This window comes from Aggregatibacter sp. (assembly GCF_057314075.1).
Window position 1 is genome coordinate 75,520 of the sequence record NZ_DBHLAR010000004.1, and the last position, 19,374, is coordinate 94,893.

General features: G+C 43.1%; 16 protein-coding genes. 7 read left to right on the plus strand and 9 right to left on the minus strand.

All coding sequences use genetic code 11. From position 1 onward, the window contains the following. The 4 genes from ACO5E4_RS02135 to ACO5E4_RS02150 are packed head-to-tail and all read right to left on the minus strand — an operon-like array spanning nt 1 to nt 5,405. Nucleotides 1-180 carry a Trm112 family protein gene (locus tag ACO5E4_RS02135; protein ID WP_296027256.1) on the minus strand — a complete coding sequence of 60 codons (180 nt, stop codon included), beginning with the start codon at nt 178-180 and terminating at the stop codon, nt 1-3. Nucleotides 181-186: 6 nt separating this feature from the next. Continuing rightward, entirely contained in the window at nt 187-1,167 is a 981-nt protein-coding gene (lpxK, locus tag ACO5E4_RS02140) for a tetraacyldisaccharide 4'-kinase (RefSeq protein ID WP_485861915.1), read from the minus strand. Nucleotides 1,168-1,185: 18 nt separating this feature from the next. Next, on the minus strand, nt 1,186-2,931 hold the full coding sequence (gene msbA / locus ACO5E4_RS02145; protein ID WP_485861916.1) for a lipid A ABC transporter ATP-binding protein/permease MsbA: 1,746 nt from the start codon (nt 2,929-2,931) through the stop codon (nt 1,186-1,188). A 44-nt stretch (nt 2,932-2,975) separates the two neighbouring features. Further along, on the minus strand, nt 2,976-5,405 hold the full coding sequence (locus ACO5E4_RS02150) for a DNA internalization-related competence protein ComEC/Rec2 (protein WP_485861917.1): 2,430 nt from the start codon (nt 5,403-5,405) through the stop codon (nt 2,976-2,978). A 293-nt stretch (nt 5,406-5,698) separates the two neighbouring features. On the opposite strand from ACO5E4_RS02150, the gene dksA reads away from it, so the two are divergent. The 3 genes from dksA (at nt 5,699) to folK (ending at nt 8,208) form a co-directional block, all read left to right on the plus strand. After that, nucleotides 5,699-6,136: an RNA polymerase-binding protein DksA gene (gene dksA / locus ACO5E4_RS02155; protein ID WP_448757302.1), complete on the plus strand. Its 438-nt coding sequence runs from the start codon at nt 5,699-5,701 to the stop codon at nt 6,134-6,136. 283 nt (nt 6,137-6,419) lie between these two features. Then, the gene (gene pcnB, locus ACO5E4_RS02160) at nt 6,420-7,709 is read left to right on the plus strand and encodes a polynucleotide adenylyltransferase PcnB (protein WP_485861918.1); all 1,290 of its coding nucleotides are present in this window, start codon (nt 6,420-6,422) and stop codon (nt 7,707-7,709) included. Further along, nucleotides 7,702-8,208, plus strand: coding sequence for a 2-amino-4-hydroxy-6-hydroxymethyldihydropteridine diphosphokinase (gene folK / locus ACO5E4_RS02165; RefSeq protein ID WP_485861919.1), 507 nt, complete (start codon nt 7,702-7,704; stop codon nt 8,206-8,208). Before pcnB ends, folK begins: the two co-directional genes overlap by 8 nt. Before the next feature lie 138 nt (nt 8,209-8,346). Here the strand turns inward: folK and pta are convergent, their stop codons facing one another. Together pta and ACO5E4_RS02175 are read right to left on the minus strand one after the other, a co-directional pair. Next, on the minus strand, nt 8,347-10,482 hold the full coding sequence (gene pta / locus ACO5E4_RS02170) for a phosphate acetyltransferase (RefSeq protein ID WP_485861920.1): 2,136 nt from the start codon (nt 10,480-10,482) through the stop codon (nt 8,347-8,349). Between the two features lie 71 nt (nt 10,483-10,553). Beyond that, nucleotides 10,554-11,756 carry an acetate kinase gene (locus ACO5E4_RS02175; protein WP_485861921.1) on the minus strand — a complete coding sequence of 401 codons (1,203 nt, stop codon included), beginning with the start codon at nt 11,754-11,756 and terminating at the stop codon, nt 10,554-10,556. Nucleotides 11,757-12,047: 291 nt separating this feature from the next. On the opposite strand from ACO5E4_RS02175, the gene yfbV reads away from it, so the two are divergent. The 3 genes from yfbV to purF all read left to right on the plus strand — a co-directional run bounded on the left by yfbV (nt 12,048) and on the right by purF (nt 14,740). Next, nucleotides 12,048-12,491, plus strand: coding sequence for a terminus macrodomain insulation protein YfbV (yfbV, locus tag ACO5E4_RS02180; RefSeq protein ID WP_314170856.1), 444 nt, complete (start codon nt 12,048-12,050; stop codon nt 12,489-12,491). Nucleotides 12,492-12,669: 178 nt separating this feature from the next. Continuing rightward, nucleotides 12,670-13,215, plus strand: coding sequence for a CvpA family protein (locus tag ACO5E4_RS02185; protein ID WP_454901641.1), 546 nt, complete (start codon nt 12,670-12,672; stop codon nt 13,213-13,215). Between the two features lie 13 nt (nt 13,216-13,228). After that, on the plus strand, nt 13,229-14,740 hold the full coding sequence (purF, locus tag ACO5E4_RS02190; protein ID WP_485861922.1) for an amidophosphoribosyltransferase: 1,512 nt from the start codon (nt 13,229-13,231) through the stop codon (nt 14,738-14,740). Nucleotides 14,741-14,971: 231 nt separating this feature from the next. Here purF and moeB read toward each other — a convergent pair whose 3' ends face one another. Next, complete coding sequence (moeB, locus tag ACO5E4_RS02195; RefSeq protein ID WP_485861923.1) at nt 14,972-15,700, minus strand: molybdopterin-synthase adenylyltransferase MoeB; 729 nt, start codon at nt 15,698-15,700, stop codon at nt 14,972-14,974. Between the two features lie 15 nt (nt 15,701-15,715). Further along, nucleotides 15,716-16,930, minus strand: coding sequence for a molybdopterin molybdotransferase MoeA (gene moeA / locus ACO5E4_RS02200; RefSeq protein WP_485861924.1), 1,215 nt, complete (start codon nt 16,928-16,930; stop codon nt 15,716-15,718). Nucleotides 16,931-17,122: 192 nt separating this feature from the next. Between moeA and folE the strand changes: the two genes are divergently transcribed. Continuing rightward, a complete protein-coding gene (gene folE / locus ACO5E4_RS02205) occupies nt 17,123-17,779 on the plus strand; it encodes a GTP cyclohydrolase I FolE (RefSeq protein ID WP_485861925.1) in 657 nt (218 codons plus the stop codon). 113 nt (nt 17,780-17,892) lie between these two features. On the opposite strand, the gene dacB is transcribed toward folE, so the two are convergent. Beyond that, the gene (dacB, locus tag ACO5E4_RS02210) at nt 17,893-19,311 is read right to left on the minus strand and encodes a serine-type D-Ala-D-Ala carboxypeptidase (protein WP_485861926.1); all 1,419 of its coding nucleotides are present in this window, start codon (nt 19,309-19,311) and stop codon (nt 17,893-17,895) included. Nucleotides 19,312-19,374 lie beyond the last annotated feature (63 nt).

Here is a 19,374-nt window from a genome sequence, read left to right on the forward strand (position 1 = left end):
TTACTTTTCCTTTGATTGGCTTAATGTTTCTGCCTGTTCTGCTAACAGCACCGGAATGCCATGTTTAATCGGGTAGGCAAGATTTTCAACGCGACAAATTAAGCGTTGATGTTGTTCATCGTATTCCAAATGCCCGTGACAGGTTGGGCAAGCCAGAATATCCAATAATTGCTTGTTCATGGTGTTTTATTTGGATTTTGGACCGCACTTTTGCACGATTTTTTCAATTAGTTGCTGCGTTTTAGCCCCTTGGATTTCCGTGGTTATCGGCACATACCACCAATTTTCTTGCGCAAAGGCGAGACACTTCACAGCATCTTTTTCGGTCATGAAGAGCGGTTGATTTTTATTGAATTTATCAAACAAAGACACCGTAAAAGCTTGGTGATCTTGAAAGGCTTGGGTTTCACTTAAGGTGATTCCCTGTTGTTCTAACATCGTAAAAAAGCGAGGCGGATTGCCGATGCCGGCGATAGCGGTAGCTTGGTTAAATTCATTTAACGGACGTCGCACATTGGTCACTAAATTGACGGCGTATTGTGGTTTTAAGTACATCACCGCGTCGCTGTACTGATTCTCTGCGCCGTTAGTAATAATGAAATCAACGGCGTGTAAACGGCTTGATAACTCACGTAGTGGGCCTGCCGGCAATAGGAAACCGTTGCCTAAACCACGTTGTGCATCCATGATCACGATTTCAATATCACGTTGTAATTTGTAATGTTGTAAGCCGTCATCGCTAATGATGACATCACAAGGCGTATGTTGTAATAAACATTCGATGGCTTGTTGGCGATTGGGTGAAATGCAAACGGGAACTTGGGTCCGTGTGGCAATTAAAACCGGTTCATCACCGGCTTGCACAGGATCACTGCTTGGCGTAACCAACAAAGGATAGGTTTTCGTTTGGCTACCATAACCTCGGGAAATCACTCCAACATTCAGACCGCACTTGCGGAGTTCTTCGACTAACCAAATCACCGCAGGTGTTTTACCGTTTCCGCCCACAGATAAATTACCGACGACAACGACGGGAACCGGTGCTCGATAAGATGTTAAGACATGAAAACGAAATAAAGCACGGCGAAAAGTGCTAATTAGCCAAAATAGTAAGGAGAAAGGGCAGAGTAGCCATGTGATCCACGAACGGGAATACCAAAACTGCATACTTTCTCCTTAGGTGAATTATTTAAACTGCATGCCGTGTAATTGTTTATATGCACCGCCTTGTGCCAATAGGGCTTGGTGGTTGCCACGTTCTTTAATTTGTCCGTTTTCAATGACAAGAATTTCGTCCGCTTTTTCAATGGTGGATAAACGATGCGCGATCACCAAAACGGTACGATCTTTTTGAATTTCTTCCAATGCGGCTTGAATCGCACGCTCGGATTCCGTATCTAACGCGGAAGTCGCTTCATCTAAAATTAACACCGGTGAATTACGCAATAACGCACGAGCAATAGCTAAACGTTGGCGTTGACCGCCGGATAAACTGGCGCCATTTTCGCCGATAACGGTATCCAAACCATGTTCTAAATGTTCGATAAATTCCATTGCGTGTGCCGCTTTTGCTGCGTTGATAATTTCTTCACGACTATATTTATCTTTCGCTGCATAAGCGATGTTATTGGCGATGGTATCGTTGAATAAGTGCACTTGTTGTGAGACAACGGCGCAATTTTCGCGTAAATCCGATAGGCGATAATCTTGAATATTCACGCCGTCTAACAAAATTTCACCTTGGGTGACATCATAGAAACGGGTTACCAAATTAGCGATGGTAGATTTACCGGAACCGGAACGCCCCACTAATGCCACCGTTTTACCATGAGGAATCTGGAAGGAAATATTATCCAAGGCAAGTTCGTCTTTGCCCTCATAGCGGAAGGTAACATTTTTAAATTCAAGGTCGCCTTTCACATGGTCTGCTTTATACGTGCCGGTATCTTTTTCCGTTTCCATATCCAAAATGCCGAACAAGGTTTGACAGGCTGCCATGCCGCGTTGGAATTGGGCGTTGACGTTCGTTAAGGATTTTAACGGACGCATTAAGGCAAGCATGGAAGAGAAAACAACGGTAAATGTCCCCGCACTTAAGTTTTGATCCATGATAGAAGGGAAACTCGCAAGGTATAACACGGCGGCAAGGGCAAACGAGGCGATGATTTGCACCACAGGATCGGCAATGGCATCTGCTGCAGTCATTTTCATGCCTTTACGGCGCATATCATTGCTGACGTGATTGAAACGTTCTTCTTCAATAATTTGGCCACCGAAAGACAGTACCACTTTATGTCCTTTTAACATTTGTTCTGCCGTTGAGGTTAAATCCCCCATAGAGTTTTGCATGTTACGGCTTAAATTGCGGAATTTTTTAGATACCAGGCTGATCAAGATGCCGATGAGAGGCCCGATAACAAAGAGGACTAAAGAAAGCTGCCAGCTGGTGTAAAACATCACGCAAAGGAGAGAAATTAAATAGGCCCCCTCACGCACGATGGTAATTAATGATCCGGAAGAGGCGCTGGCGATCATTTCGGAGTCATAAGTGATACGAGAAAGGAGTTTTCCGGCAGCGTTTTTATCAAAAAAACTGACCGGCATAAACATTAAATGTTTGAATAAACGGCGACGCATGGTCATGACGACTTTGCCGGAAACCCAAGCCAAGCAATAGTTAGAAATAAAGCTGGACACACCGCGTAAGATAATGATTAACACAACAAAGACAGACATATATTTTAAAAACGATGCGTCTGCTTTACCAAAGCCCTCATCCAATAAGGGTTTGAGTAGGAAAATTAAGCCGGAGTCGGTTAGGGCGTTGAGAATTAAGGCAACAGCGGAAACAATCAAACCGGCTTTATACGGACTAATCATTGGCCACAGACGCTTGAAGGTTTGCACAGTAGAAAGATCTTGATCTTGCATAATAATTTCTGTCTTTGGGTCAAAAATAATGGCGCATTGTACCTTTATTTGCCCTTCAAGCCAATTAATCTGCGATACCATGGCGAAAATTCCGCCCGAGCAGTTTGAATTTCTATTTTATTTTCATCAAATAACAAACTGATTTGACCTGTTTCTGCCGTATTGTAACGTTGTGTGCCTTGCTGCTTTAGCCTTGCCATAACCTCGTTGTTTGGAAAGTGCCAGGGATTCCAACGCCCGCTGGAGATTAACGCTATATCCGGCTGTGTGTGGCGCACTAATGCCTCTCCTGTCGAGGTTTTGCTGCCATGGTGTCCCACTTGTAGTACGTGGATTTTATCTAGCTTGGGTAGAATCTTGTATTCCACGCTGAGATCGGCATCGCCTGTCAGTAAAATATTGTATTTACCATCCGTTAAGAGCAGCGTACAGGAATCGGGATTTTCCGCACGGGGCACGATGTTGTTGGGAGAAAGTACGGTAAAGCGTAAGCCCTGCCATGTCCATTGTTTGCCGGCAAGGCAAAAAGTGCGGTCGTTTTCCGCCGTGTTTTTTTCGCCATAACGTTTTTGCGACGCGGTGGTCAGTTGAATGTCGGGATAAGCGGATAATATCGCACGGGCACCGCCTGAATGATCGTTGTCATCATGGCTTAAAATCAGCCATTCCAACTGAATGCCTTGTCGCTGTAAATAAGGCAGAATTTCTAACTGCGCCATGCTGCCACCTTCCCAACTTGCGCCAGTGTCGTATAGCACGCCTTTGCCCTCTTTAACGATCAATGTTGCTAGCCCTTGTCCCACATCTAAGGTGTCTAATTGCCAGTTTGGACGGAAAAAGGAATGGTGCGCTAACGCAACGCTGCAAAAAATAATTAATCCGCAACCTAATCCATAAATTGCCTTTTGTAACGGTAAACTCAAGGTGCGCTCAGCAGCGAGGTGAAAGCCTTTTAAACGAGCGTATTTGGCTAATTCTAATGGAGAAGAGAGCGGTTTTGGTGGTTTATAAACATAATACAGCAAGCCTAAAAACAGGCAGGTTAAAACAAGTGTAATCCATAAACTGTACGGAAGAGAAATAGCCAGCCAATGATCCTGCAAAGGGGCTAAAAGTGCGGTGATTTTTTCTGCCAGATCATTGGCAAGCCACCATGTGTTCCAGCTGCCTTGGGTGAGCACAGCAAACAGCACTAACGGCACTAATATGAAGCTATAAAGTGGCACGGCAATAAGATTGGCAATAAAACTGTGTAAGGAAATGCCATTAAAAAAGAACAATTGAATCGGCGTGAATAACCAAAGCAAACCAAGTTGCAAATGAAATAAACCGAAAACGTACCGCACCTTTCGCCAAGGGGAACTCGTGAGTGGTTTGCCGCGCCAGTATAATAAGGAAAGCGGAAAACATTGATACCAAATAATTAAACAGGTGACTGCACCGACGGATAGCCAAAAACTGGTGGAAAGCAACATGAGCGGATCGATAAAAATCAGTAGGGCGACCACTCGCAATAACAGTTGCCACACCGTCCAATGCAGCCGTAAATGCTGAATGGCGTAGAGTAAAGCGAGAGCGATCATGGCACGCAACGTAGGGATGGCCAGTCCTGCCAGTTGACTATAAAGCAGAGCTAAAATCATGCCACAGAAAATCGGAAAGGTTGGGGTGATGTAATGGGGTGGAAACGTAAATTGGAGTAAGCGCGCCAAGGCAAAGCCTAACATCATCGCCAGACCGATATGTAATCCTGAAATCGCAATCAAGTGCGCCGTATTGGTTTTTTGATAAATTTGCCAGGTGGCGTTTTCGAGCCATGCCCGTTCGCCAAACCCTAGAGCTAATAACAACCCTTGTTGAGATAACGGTTCTGTTTGCTTGAGTGCATGATGAAGTGCGTTTTGCCGCCATGAAAAAACGTGTTCTATTTTGACCGCACTTTTCACGTCTGCCCACGCAGTAATGCGTTTACTAAAGTACCATTGTTGGCGATCAAAGCCGTCTTTATTGAGTCGGGAGGAAATTGGACGAAGGCGTAAATCTCCAACATAACGTTCACCAATATTTACGTTTTGCTTGAGTTTCCAATTAGCGTAAAGGCGTTGTTCCGGCAAGTTATCCGCCAGTTTCGCACGGATGACCAAGGTTTGATATTGTTGTTGGTGTAGGATCTCGTCAACGGTAAATTCAATATGAATTGTTTTTGGCAAACGGGCAATGTTATCCGCTTGGTTTAGCAATTGTATTGCTGACTGATGCACATAAGCCAGATTGAGCGTGAAAAAAAGTAACCAAAGAAGCGAGTATTTCGTTTTATGACAGGATAAACGTCCGGCAAGCAAAATGAGCGGACATAAAAGAAGGGATAAATAAAGTGCCGTTTGCCAAGAAACTAAAAACCTATCGGGTAAAAACAGCAAGGTGATGCCACTTAAAATTAAACTTCCAGCAAATTTATCTAATGAAATGCCCACATTTTCTACCGTATTTTTGTTCCATGGGAGCACTATGAAAGAATTGAAATAGAGGAAAAATAGGCTTTTAAAAATATTGGAATCTGAATCACAAAATTAGAAAAAAATCCCTAGAAAACTGAATGGATATGTAAATATCATTTGATAAATAGGGTGAGTTCTGCTATTTATACGCCTTCAAAATTTGGCTCCATTTTTTTATCGGTTTTACTTTAGCGTAGTAATCATATTAGGCAACACTGATTGTGGGCTTAACACTATGAAATGGATGAATTTTTTATTAGGAGATACACATGAGTAAAGCGTCTTTAAGTTTATTGGCTTTAGCCGGCGTTGAGCCTTACAAAGAAAAGAAAGGTGAAGAATACATGAATGAGCATCAGGTGTTACATTTCAAAAAAATTCTTCAAGCCTGGCATGATCAAATTAGAGATGAAGCCTCTCGGACCGTTGCTCATATGCAAGATGAAGCGGCTAACTTCCCGGATCCAGCTGACCGCGCGACGCAAGAAGAAGAGTTTAGCTTGGAATTACGTACTCGCGATCGTGAACGCAAATTGATGAAGAAAATCGAAAGTACATTGAAAAAATTAGATACGGACGATTTTGGCTATTGCGATTCTTGTGGTGTAGAAATCGGGATTAAACGTTTAGAAGCGCGTCCGACAGCAGATTTGTGTATTGACTGTAAAACATTAGCGGAAATTCGCGAAAAACAAATGGTCGGTTAATTCGACTCGAAACAGATAAAAGTGCGGTCAAAAAACACCTTATTTTTCGACCGCACTTTCACATTATTTTTCTGATAAACGGAGATGCCTTATCTTTACCTATATTAAAAATCTTTTGAGCAAAAAACTCAAAAAACATTCGGTAGCTCAAAATGACGTTAAAACCTCACCTAAAAGACCCTCTATTACAGTGACTGAACCTTTAAAAAACAAGGCTCAGGGTTCATCCCACAATAAAAGAAACACACCTAAAAAAGATTTCAAACATAGCATTAAGTCATCTATGCATGGCATTACGCCGCGTATGTTTAATCGTAATGCATTGGCGGTGGTTGAAAAGCTACAACGCCAAGGTTATGAAGCCTATGTGGTCGGCGGCTGTTTGCGCGACTTATTGCTGGGTAAAAAACCGAAGGATTTTGATGTGGCGACCAATGCCCGTCCGGAACAAATCCAAGCGGTTTTTCAACGTCAATGTCGTTTGGTTGGACGTCGTTTTCGTTTGGCACATGTGATGTTTGGTCGTGAAATTATTGAAGTGGCGACGTTTCGCGCCGGCCATGCGGAACATCATAATGAAAAGCTTGCCAAGCAAAGCGAAGAGGGTATGCTGTTGCGTGATAACGTGTATGGCACCTTGGAACAAGATGCGGAACGCCGTGATTTCAGCGTAAACGCCCTCTATTACAATCCACAAGACAACACGCTAAAAGATTTCTTTAACGGTATTGAAGATTTAAAAAATGGAAAGTTGCGTTTAATTGGTGATCCGGTGACCCGTTATCAGGAAGATCCGGTACGCATGCTGCGCTCTATTCGCTTTATGGCGAAATTAGATATGTTTTTGGATAAACCAAGTGAAGCGCCAATTAAATCTCTTGCGCATTTACTCAAAAATATTCCACCGGCACGTTTATTTGAAGAAAGCTTGAAGTTATTGCAAAGCGGGCATGGTGTAAAAACATATCATTTATTGCGTCAATATGGCTTATTTGAACAACTGTTCCCGTTGTTGCCAACGTATTTCACTGAGCGTGAAGACAGCATGGCAGAAAAAATGATTTTGCGTGCGTTGACATCCACTGATGAACGCGTGGCAGATAAATTACCGATTAATCCTGCTTTCTTGTTTGCCGCATTCTTCTGGTATCCGTTGCGTGAAAGAGTCGAAATTCTGAAAAATGAAGGTGGCTTAAATAACAATGATGCCTATGCATTGGCCTCTAACGATTTGTTGGATGTGTTATGTAATGCCTTAGCTGTGCCTCGTCGTCACACCACGGTGATTCGTGATATTTGGTCGCTACAGTTGCAGTTCTTAAAACGCACACCAAAATCTGTACAACGTGCCATTGAGCAATCAAAATTCCGTGCGGGCTTTGATTTATTAGTGATGCGTGCTGAAATTGAGGGCGGTGAAGCCGTTGAATTGGCGGCATGGTGGCACGAATATCAATTTAGCAACGAAAGCCAACGACAAGATTTGGTGAAAGATCTGCCGAGTCAACCGAGAAAACGCAAATATCATCGTCGTAAACGGCATCATTCAGCGAAAAAGGTGAGTCATGGATAAGGTATATATTGCCTTAGGGAGCAATCTTGCGAATCCTCAGATGCAACTTATTTCTGCATTACAGGCGATGAATCAACTGCCTGGCTCAAGATTGGTGGCCGTGAGTTCTTTTTATAAAAGTAAGCCTCTTGGCCCACAAGATCAGCCTGATTATGTCAATGCTGTTGCTTGTTTGGAAACTTCGCTTGCACCTCTTGCATTGTTAGATGAATTACAGCGCATTGAACATGAGCAAGGTCGTGTGCGTCTGCGTCGTTGGGGAGAACGTACATTGGATTTGGATATGTTGCTTTACGCTGATCACATTATTCAGTCGGAACGCCTTACAGTGCCACATTATGATATGCACCAGCGTGAATTTGTGATTATTCCGTTGGCAGAAATCGCGCCACATCTTTCGTTGCCAAATGGGCAATCAATCCAAACGCTTGTGCAGAAATTTGCCGATCACCAAATGATGATTGTGAAGCACAAAAATGAAATTCACCTCAAAAACTGACCGCACTTTTCCCGTTGAATAAAAGACGATTTGGCCAAAAGAACGAATTTGTTCATTCAATCGTTTCGGTAAATAAAAAGGCTTTCATCACGAAAGCCTTTTCTTTTGCACCAAAGTGCGGTGTGTTTTTCAAGCGTTTTATTGTGTTGCTTGAATTGCTGTTAATGCAATGGTGTACACGATGTCATCAACCAACGCACCACGGGACAAGTCGTTCACCGGTTTGCGCATACCTTGGAGCATCGGGCCGATAGAAACAAGGTCGGCGGAACGTTGAACCGCTTTATAGGTGGTGTTACCGGTATTCAAATCTGGGAAGATGAATACGGTGGCTTGACCGGCAACCGGAGAATTTGGCGCTTTAGAGCGAGCCACATCTTCCATCACTGCCGCATCGTATTGTAATGGACCATCGATGAGTAAGTCAGGACGTTTTTCTTTCGCAATACGCGTCGCTTCTTTCACTTTTTCAACGTCTGCACCGCTACCGGAAGAGCCGGTAGAGTAGGAGATCATCGCCACTTTCGGCTCAATACCGAAGGATTTCGCCGATTCGGCAGATTGAATGGCAATTTCGGCTAGTTGCTCTGCGGTCGGATCCGGATTCACCGCGCAGTCACCGTAAACCAATACTTGATCCGGTAATAACATGAAGAAGATGGAAGAGATAATGGAGCTACCCGGTGCAGTTTTGATAATTTGCATCGGTGGGCGAATGGTGTTGGCTGTGGTGTGAACTGCGCCGGATACCAAGCCGTCCACTTCGTTGGCTTCTAACATCATGGTACCAAGTACAACATTGTCTTCCAATTGTTCACGTGCCATGGTTTCTGTCATGCCTTTGGCTTTACGTAATTCCACTAAACGTGCAACATAGTTTTCACGTACGCTTGCCGGGTCAACAACAGTGATGCCTTTGACTAATTTTACGCCTTGCGATTCGGCAACGCGTTTTACCTCTTCTGGATTTGCTAACAAGATACATTCTGCGATACCGCGTTCAGCACATAAGATGGCTGCTTTGATGGTACGTGGTTCATCCCCTTCCGGTAATACGATACGTTTATTCGCTGCACGGGCTAATTCTGTTAATTGGAAGCGGAATGCCGGTGGAGATAAACGACGTGAACGACTTGAAGCTTCTGCTAATCCATTAATGAAAGTGGTATCTAATTTTTCGCTGATGTAGCGTTTGATGTTTTCAATGCGTTCTTTATCGTCAACCGGTACTTCCAGATTAAAACTTTGTAAGCTTAATGCAGTTTGCCAAGTATTACCTTCAATACGGAAGACCGGTAATTTTTTGTTTTCAAAAACGTGTTGGCAAAGTTTCTTAATTTGCGGATCTAATTTGTAACCGCCGGTTAATAATAAACCACCGATTTCAATACCGTTAGACACCGCAAGGGCCGCTGCCACGATTACATCAGGGCGGTCAGCAGAAACCACGAGTAAGCTTCCGGCACGGAAGTGTTCCACCATATTTGGCAAACTTCTTGCGCAGAAAGTGATACCGCGAATACGACGGTTGACATCGCCTTCATTAAGAATGGATGCACCTAAATGTTTAATTAAATCAATGGCACGGGTTGCGATAAGATCGGCAGACCATGGAATACAAGCCAATAAGTTGAGCTGGCTTTGTGCAAATAATTTTACCAACTCGGATTCGCTGTTGTGGCTGTGTTGGAAAGAATCGAAAATTTCGCTTAAATCTGGGCGGGTTCTGCCGGATTCATCTACTGGCGCATTGAATTTGTTCACGATCACGCCAAGAAGATTTTTATTGTTTTGACCGCCAAATAGAGAAGCTGCGGCTTCAACACGTTCTTTTAATTGTGCCGGGGTTTCTGTGGCCGGTGCTGCAACTAATACGATTTCTGCATCAAGTGCTTGGGCGATTTCATAGTTAATGCTGTTGGCAAAAGGATGTTTACGGGTTGGAATCAAGCCTTCCACAATGACAATTTCATTGTTTTTAGCCAGACGTTGATGATTTTCAACGATTTTTTCTAATAAAACATCAGATTGATTCTGACCGATCAGTGATTCTGCCACGCTTAGCATAAATGGTTCAGTGGTTTCTAGGCCTGTATTAGTGCGTACGATAGCCGTTGTGCGGTCGATAATATCTTCACCGGTATTGGGTTGGGAAATGGGTTTCATGAAACCGACTTTGGCACCTTTTTGTTCAAGTGCATTGATTACACCAAGGCTTACGCTGGTTAAACCCACGCCGGTACTAATCGGAATTAAAATAATTGTACGAGACATAATTTACCTTCGATTGAAATAGAGGATGAAAAAGAAACTGCCGAATACATCGGCAGTTTATTGATTACGTTTTAGATACAAAGACGTGCGGTGTCTTGTGCGATCACTAATTCTTCATTGGTTGGAATCACCATGGCAATTGGGGTGTTGTCAGCGGTAATCACGCCTTCATTACCAAAACGGGCAGCCAAGTTTTTCTCATTATCCAATTTATAACCAAATAATTTTAAGTGCGCTAAGGTGAGTTCGCGTACGTGGGCAGAGTTTTCACCGATACCGCCGGTAAAGACGATGGCATCCAAACGCTCACCAATAACGGCCATGTAAGAGCCGATGTATTTCGCTAAACGGTAGCAATAAACGTCTAAGGCGCGTTTTGCCGGAATTTCTTTTTCGTAGTTATCTTCGGCATAACGGCAGTCGCTAGTGACTTCGGTTAAACCAAGCAAACCGGATTTTTTCGTTAAGGTGGTGTTGATTTCTTCAACGGACATGCCGAGGGTGTCATGCATGTAGAAAACGATAGCCGGGTCGATGTCACCACAACGGGTACCCATGACTAAACCTTCTAGCGGGGTTAAACCCATAGAAGTATCGATACATTCGCCATGACGAATCGCGGAAACAGAACCACCGTTACCTAAGTGGCACGTGATCACGTTGACTTTGTCTTCTGCCACGCCTAAACGTTTTGCTGCTTCACGGCTGACATAATAGTGGCTTGTACCGTGTGCACCGTAACGACGAACACCGTGTTCGCGATATAAAGAATAAGGTAATGCGTATAAGTACGCTTCTTCCGGCATGGTTTGATGGAATGCAGTGTCAAATACCACCACGTTTTTCTCTTTCAAATGCGGGAAGAGTTTGAATGCTTCTTTGATACCGATTAAGTGTGCCGGATTGTGTAATGGGGCAAATTGAATTGCATCTTCGATGCCTTTAACCACTTCATCAGTAACGATAACGGAAGAGGTGAATTTTTCACCGCCGTGTACGATACGGTGACCGATAGCAACAACGCCTTTTTGTAATTCAGGATCAAGCGAGAAAATGTTATTAACAACAAAATTTAACGCTTCGGCGTGAGCGGCACCGGCACCTAAATCAGCCTGTCCTTTTTCGCCGTGCAATTTCCATTTGATACGGGCTTCAGGTAAGTAAAACGCTTCGGCTAAGCCGGACAATTTTTCTTCGCCGGTGGCAGGATTCAAAATGGAAAATTTTAGTGAAGAACTACCACAGTTGAGGATTAGGACTAATTTTTCAGACATAAGCGACCTATACGGGTTTGAGTTAAACAAAATCCGTTCAAATAGTGAACGAATAATAGAAAATTAAACCGCCATAGAATACACCCTTCACCTTTTAAAATAAATTCTTAACATCAAAAAATGCGACTTGAATCAAAAAATTTAGCAATTTTTTTACATTTCGTAAGTGATTCATTTTTCCTGAAAAAAGATTACCAAAGAAGAGGTATGAATATGGAAAATTAAAAAATCCGTCGGTTTATGGTATGTTGAGCAACCTGACGTTGAGTTGACACAAAGGATAAGCATGACATGGGTTTTTATCGCACATTAAAAGTGGGACAACACTATTTAAATATTTGGCCTTTAGAGCCTAAATTAGGCGCTATCTTCCCCGAAAATCGTGTTATTAAAGCCACTTTATTTGCCCAGAAAATGATGCCGTTTCTTGCGGTATTATTTGTGGTGTGGCAGCAAATATATGCCCGAGGCGACAATATGGCGCTTGCTGTTGCCGTATTGAGTGCATTATTTGCGTTATGTTTGCCGCTACAAGGATTCTATTGGCTGGGTAAACGCGCACAAACGCCATTGTCCCCTCAAAGTGCGGTCGGTTTTCACCACGTTTTGGAAAAATTAAAAGAAAAGCAAGAAGTCATACCGAATTTTTCCGATAAGCCTACTTATTTGGATTTAGCCAATTTACTGAAAATGGCTCAGAAAAAATTACCACGGGATTTTTGGCAAGCTCTTTAATTCCCCGATTTTTTCTATATTCCCAAACATAACAATGGTATAGTGACGCCCCCTTGCTTCTTTTATGCAAAAGGGCGTTTTTTAGCGCGTAAATTTTTGCGCAAACGTTTTCGTTTTTTGCTAGAATACCGCCAGTTGCAAATAGAAGTGTCGTTTTCAACACTTTAGAGATGATTTGATGATTGATTATATTATTATCGGCATTATTGTTTTTTCCGTTCTTGTCAGCTTATTGCGCGGTTTCGTCCGCGAAGTGATGTCATTAGCCAGTTGGGTTGTGGCATTTTTTATTGCAAGTAATTTTTATGTGTATCTGGCGGGGTTATTAACCTCCATTGAATCCTTGTATATTCGTAACGGTGTCGCCATTGCGATCTTATTTATTGCCTCGTTGATTGTCGGCAGTATCGTGAATTATGTGTTAGGTCAGTTAGTGGATCGCACAGGTTTAAGTGGAACAGATCGTGTACTCGGTGCTTGTTTCGGGTTATTACGCGGTGTTCTGATTGTGGCGGCGATGTTATTTTTCTTGGATACATTCACCGCATCAAATCAAAGTGATTGGTGGAAAGAGTCAAAATTAATACCGCACTTTCGTTTTGTGGTGGATTGGTTCTTCCAACAGATACAAGCCAATTCCAGTTTTTTAAATTCAACCTTGAATTTGGAGCAAGTAACTACACCGGCTTCAAATCCAACCCCAACTTCAACGCAGAATCAGTAGAGGAACAACGTGTATGTGCGGTATTGTCGGTATTGTCAGCCAAACCCCGGTAAATCAAGCCATTTATGATGCCTTAACGGTATTACAACATCGTGGGCAGGATGCGGCGGGCATTGTCACCATTGATGACGAAAATCGCTTTCGTTTGCGTAAGGCAAACGGCCTGGTGAGTGATGTGTTTCAACAAGTGCATATGTTGCGCTTGGCGGGCAATACCGGTATCGGTCATGTACGCTATCCGACAGCAGGAAGTTCCAGCGTTTCTGAAGCACAGCCGTTTTATGTAAACTCGCCTTATGGCTTAACCTTGGTACATAACGGAAATTTGACCAATTCATTGGAATTAAAAGAGAAATTATTTAATCTTGCACGCCGTCACGTCAATACGAATTCTGATTCGGAACTTTTACTGAATATTTTGGCATACCATTTGGATCAACCGCAAAAATACGCGTTAACACCGCAAGATATTTTTAATGCAGTGAAACAAACCCATGAAGATATTCGTGGCGCGTATGCCTGTATTGCGATGATCATTGACCATGGCATGGTGGCGTTTCGTGATCCCCATGGTATTCGTCCTTTGGTGTTAGGTAAACGTGAAGAGCATGGCAAAACTGAGTATATGTTCGCTTCGGAAAGCGTGGCGTTAGATGTTGTGGGATTTGAGTTTGTGCGTGATGTGGTGCCGGGAGAAGCCATTTTTATTACGTTCAATGGTGAGTTGTATGCACAACAATGTGCTGACAATCCTGTGTTAACGCCGTGTATTTTTGAATATGTCTATTTTGCCCGTCCGGATTCTTGCATTGATGGTGTTTCCGTGTATGCCGCCCGCGTGCATATGGGGCAACGTTTAGGCGAAAAAATTGCTCGTGAATGGCAAGATATCGACATTGATGTCGTGATCCCTGTGCCGGAAACCTCAAATGATATTGCATTGCGCATTGCCAACGTATTAAACAAACCTTATCGCCAAGGCTTTGTCAAAAACCGTTATGTCGGTCGCACATTCATTATGCCGGGACAAGCGCAGCGCGTCAGTTCGGTTCGCCGTAAATTAAATACCATTGCCGCAGAGTTTAAAGGCAAAAATGTCTTGTTGGTGGATGATTCCATCGTGCGGGGAACCACCTCTGAACAAATTGTGGAGATGGCTCGCGCAGCCGGCGCGAAAAAAGTGTATTTTGCTTCCGCCGCACCAGAAATTCGCTATCCGAATGTGTATGGCATCGATATGCCAACACGCAGCGAATTAATCGCCTATAAACGTAATACCGATGAAATCGCCAAACTGATTGGTGTTGATAAATTAGTGTTCCAAGACTTAGCGGATTTAACCGGTTCCGTACAACAAGAAAATCCGGCTATTCAAGCATTTGATTGCTCGGTGTTTACCGGCTGTTATGTTACCGGCGATATTACAGAAGCCTATTTAGATAATATTGCTGAGCAACGTAATGATGCGGCAAAGAAAAAACGCGAAAAGGATTCTTCTAATCTTGAAATGCACAATGAGAGATAAAAAGACTTTCGTTGTTAAAATAAACGGCGCATTAGGCGCCGTTTTTTAAGATAATGGATTGCTTATGATTTAAATAGAGAGATAAAAGTGCGGTGGATTTTAAAGGTTATTTTTAAAATGAGGAAGCGGGCGTTTTAAAATAGGTTAATGAAAAATAATAATTTTTGATTTTTGAAACGGCACGTGTCAGAGAATGCGTGCCGTTGCTTATTTGTAGCCTATTGCAGTGATTTACATGCTGCTATTCGGCAATTTAACTTCTCTCACCGACATGGTCATTCCATCAATCAACAACAATCTGCCACATAAATTCTTGCCGATTTTTAACCGCACTTTGATGGCTTCCAAGGCTTGAATAGAACCAACTAAGCCGACAATCGGTGCCAACACACCGGCTTCTACACAGCTTAACGCGTTGTCGCCGAATAAGCGGCTGAGGGTGTGATAGGTTGGCGTGTTGTCTTCATAAGTGAAAACGGAAACCTGTCCTTCCATACGAATTGCCGCACCGGAAATGAGTGGGATTTTATGGGCGGCACAAGCTAAATCTAATTGATTGCGAGTGGTGACATTGTCAGTGCAATCCAACACCACATCAAATTTTCCAACCAAGTCGTGAAGTTGTTGCTCATCCAATAGTTGATGGATTGCATTGACCTCAATATGTGGATTTAAACGTTGCAGGGAGAGTTTCGCCGATTCCACTTTTGGCATCCCAAGGCGACTGTCATCATGTAAGACTTGGCGTTGTAAATTGGATAAATCCACGGTGTCGAAATCGAGTAAAGTTAAATGTCCCACACCGGCAACGGCCAAATATTGGCTGGCAGCACAACCTAATCCGCCGAGACCGACAATCAGCATTTTTGTATTCTTTAGCGTTTCCTGCCCGTCAAAATCAATGTCCTTCAACACGATTTGACGGTTGTAACGCAATTCTTCCTGATGGCTTAATTCCATAGCAAACTCAATGTATTAGCGTAATAAATCGTTAAACGGTTCGATGGTGACAGTTTCGCCTGCAACAACGTTGCCACGCTCTTGTTCTAACACGATAAAACAGTTGCTTTTCACAAAGGAGCTAAACAAATGTGAGCCTTGGAAGCCTACCGGTTGTACTTCAATTTGACCTTGTGCATTGAGTTGATAGAAACCCCGTTGGAAGTCTAAGCGTCCCGGTGCTTTTTTCAGATTGCTCGCCGCAATGGCCGGTAAACGCATTGGGGCTTTCCATTGACTGTAACCGCTCAATTTGGCGATAGCCGGTTGTACTAATTGATAGAAGGTCACTAAGGCTGATACCGGATTGCCTGGCAAGCCACAGAACCAGGCTTTTTCTAATTTACCAAAAGCAAAAGGTTTGCCCGGTTTAATGGCGATTTTCCAGAAATTGATTTTGCCGACTTTTTCTAAAATATGTTTGGTGAAATCCGCTTCGCCCACAGACACGCCGCCACTGGTGATCACTAAATCCGCTTGTTGTTGGGCTTCCAAAAAGGCTTTTTCAAATTGTGCTTCGTTATCCGGTAAAATGCCGAAATCCAATACGTCGCAATTGAGTTTTTCTAACAACAGTTTTACGGTGAAACGGTTCGTATCATAAATTTGACCGGCTTGTAACGGTTGACCGACCGGAACCAGCTCATCGCCGGTAGAAAGCACGGCCACTTTTAAACGTGGAAACACAGCCACTTTTTCAATGCCGAGAGAGGCGAGCAAAGGCAAGGAGACCGCGTTTAATAATGCGCCTTGTTGTAATACCACATCGCCCAGTTTCACATCTTCACCAATACGGCGAATGTTTTGACCCAATTTAGGCAGGCTAGTAAACGTTACTGAGCCATCATCGTTCACTTGAACCTCTTCTTGCATCACCACCGCATCAGCGCCTTGTGGAATCATCGCACCGGTCATAATTCTGACCGCACTTTGTGCCGTCCATTCTCCCTCAAAAGGTGCACCGGCAAAGGCTTTCCCGGCAACAGAGAGTGTCATGGATTGTTGTAAATCCGCCAACCGTACGGCATAACCGTCCATGGCGGAATTATCGAAAGAAGGCACGTTAATCGGAGAAATGACATTTTCAGCACAAATTCGTTGAGTGGCTTGATGTATCGGCAGCACTTCCATACCTGTTGGTGAAGGAAGTTGATTTAACATTTGTTCAAGTGCTTGGGATAGCGGCAACATACGGAATCCTTGTAAGAATAAAAAAGTGCGGTCATTATACTCGGGCTTTTGGATGTTTCAAAAAATACTTGTAAGAGAACGGGTTGAAATGGGTTTTAAATAAAACTTTTCATGGTGGCTAGTCATTATCTTCATTTTATTATTGTCGGTGATTTTGTTAAAATGCGACATTATTTTTATTGGGAGCAGTAAATGAACGATATTTCACCTGAAGCAGAGAAAGTCCGCACGGCACTGGTTCAGAAAGGAATTGAAACACCGATGGCGGTGTTGAATGAAACAAAATATGCACGCCGCACAAAAATCGAACAACACATGCGCGAAGTTTTGCGTTTAATCGGTTTAGATTTAAATGACGACAGCATTGAAGAAACCCCGTCACGTCTTGCAAAAATGTTTGTAGATGAAATCTTCAGTGGCTTGGATTACGCTAATTTTCCTAAGATTACTAATATTACTAACCGTATGAAAGTTAGCGAAATGGTGCTAGTGAATGATGTCACATTAACCAGTACATGTGAGCATCATTTCGTGACCATCGATGGTAAGGTTTCTGTGGCCTATTACCCGAAAAAATGGGTCATCGGTTTATCTAAAATTAATCGCGTAGTGTCTTTTTTTGCTCAACGCCCTCAAGTACAAGAGCGTTTAACAGAGCAAATTTTATTGGCATTCCAAACGATTTTAGAAACAGAGGATGTTGCTGTGTATGTGAAAGCGACCCATTTCTGTGTGAAATGTCGTGGCATTAAAGATGCAAACAGTTATACCGTCACTTCTGCGTTTGGTGGTGTGTTCTTAGAAGATCGCGAAACCCGTAAAGAATTTTTGAGTTTGATTAATAAATAATCTTGCGACGGATTCGTCGGTCGCTCAATTAAATTAAAAGTGCGGTGGATTTTAGAGGCGTTTTAAAACGTTTGAAAAATCCACTGCACTTTTTTTAGTTTTAGTCGGTTACATTAATCTTGATAGAGCGCGTTATACACGCCGCTTTCAAATTGCACTAACGGAGCTCGTTTGGTTTTACTTTCTAAATCGCCCGTAGAATATCCATTGATGAATTGTACGAACGCCACTTTTTCACCACGTGCGTTGGTGAGGTAGCCTGCCAAGTTATATACGCCTTTTAATGCCCCGGTTTTGGCTATCACATTTTTTATTAACGGCGGATTGATTAAAGAACCGCGTCCGCTCAATGTGCCATCAACACCGGCAATCGGGAAGGTGTCTAGCAAATGTAATTTGTCTTCATTTTTAGCGATGTAGTCCAACACCTGCAACATGGTTTGTGGTGCGACCAAATTATGGCGGGAAAGCCCGGAACCGTCAGCAATAATGCTGTTACCGAATTTAATGCCTACCTGCGATAACAGGCTTTTCATGGCTAATGTTCCCAATTGGAAGGATGCAGGGCGCTTGTATTTATGATAAGCGATAGTACGGAATAAGGCATCGGCAATTTGGTTATCGGATTTTTTCATCATTTTCTTGATGAGTTCTGGCAACGGTTTCGAAAGATGTTGTGCTAAAACCTGTCCTTGTTGCTGACGATAGGGTTGTTGCACTTGACCGTTAAATTCAATGTTCAGGTGTTTTAGCTGACGTTGAATAATTGCCGCAGCGTAAGCATCAGGGTCTTGTACGGCAAAACTCAACCCGAAAGGCTTGGCTTGGCGTGCCAAACAGCCTTTCACTTGATAGCGGTTATTGTCGTGTACCACCGCATCTAATTGGCAATAGCCGGCTTCCTCTTTACCTGCCACATAAACCTGTCCAAACACTTGAATAGGATACTGTGACGGCACGTTAAATTTGACTTGTTGTCCTTCCGGTAGGTTCGCATCAATATCCACATAGAAACAGTTATTATCAATGTTTACCGCCGCAGGTGGAGAATTAAAACACATGGTCAGATCGTTCCAAATCCAACCTAAACCGCGATCATGGCCGGTAAACACAGAGGTATCCAAGATAAGATTGCCGGTGATTTTATTGATGTTTTGTTTTTTTAATTCTGCGAATAAGTTGAATAATTGGCCGCTGGTGAGATCAGGGTCTCCTGTGAAACGTACGATTAAGTCGCCGTTGAGTTGACCATTTTGCACTTTTCCGTTGGTTAAAAGTGCGGTCTGAAATTGAAATGAATCGCCGAGCGCTAATTTTGCCGCCAACGCGGTGAACACTTTTTGTGTACTGGCGGGTAACATGAAGGTTTGCCCTTGATAGTCGGCGACAATCTTATTTTGATTAATGTTTTTGGCGATAAAAGCCAAATTTGCACCCTCTGGTAGTTTGTCGAGGTAATTGTTTACATCAACATTGGCAAAAGTCGAAGTGGTTGCTGTTAAGCCAAGGAGAAAACAGATTTTTTTGAACATACGAAATGAGTAAAACTGACACATAATTTAGACTTGAGGTTGCTATTTTTTTTCAGGCGAACA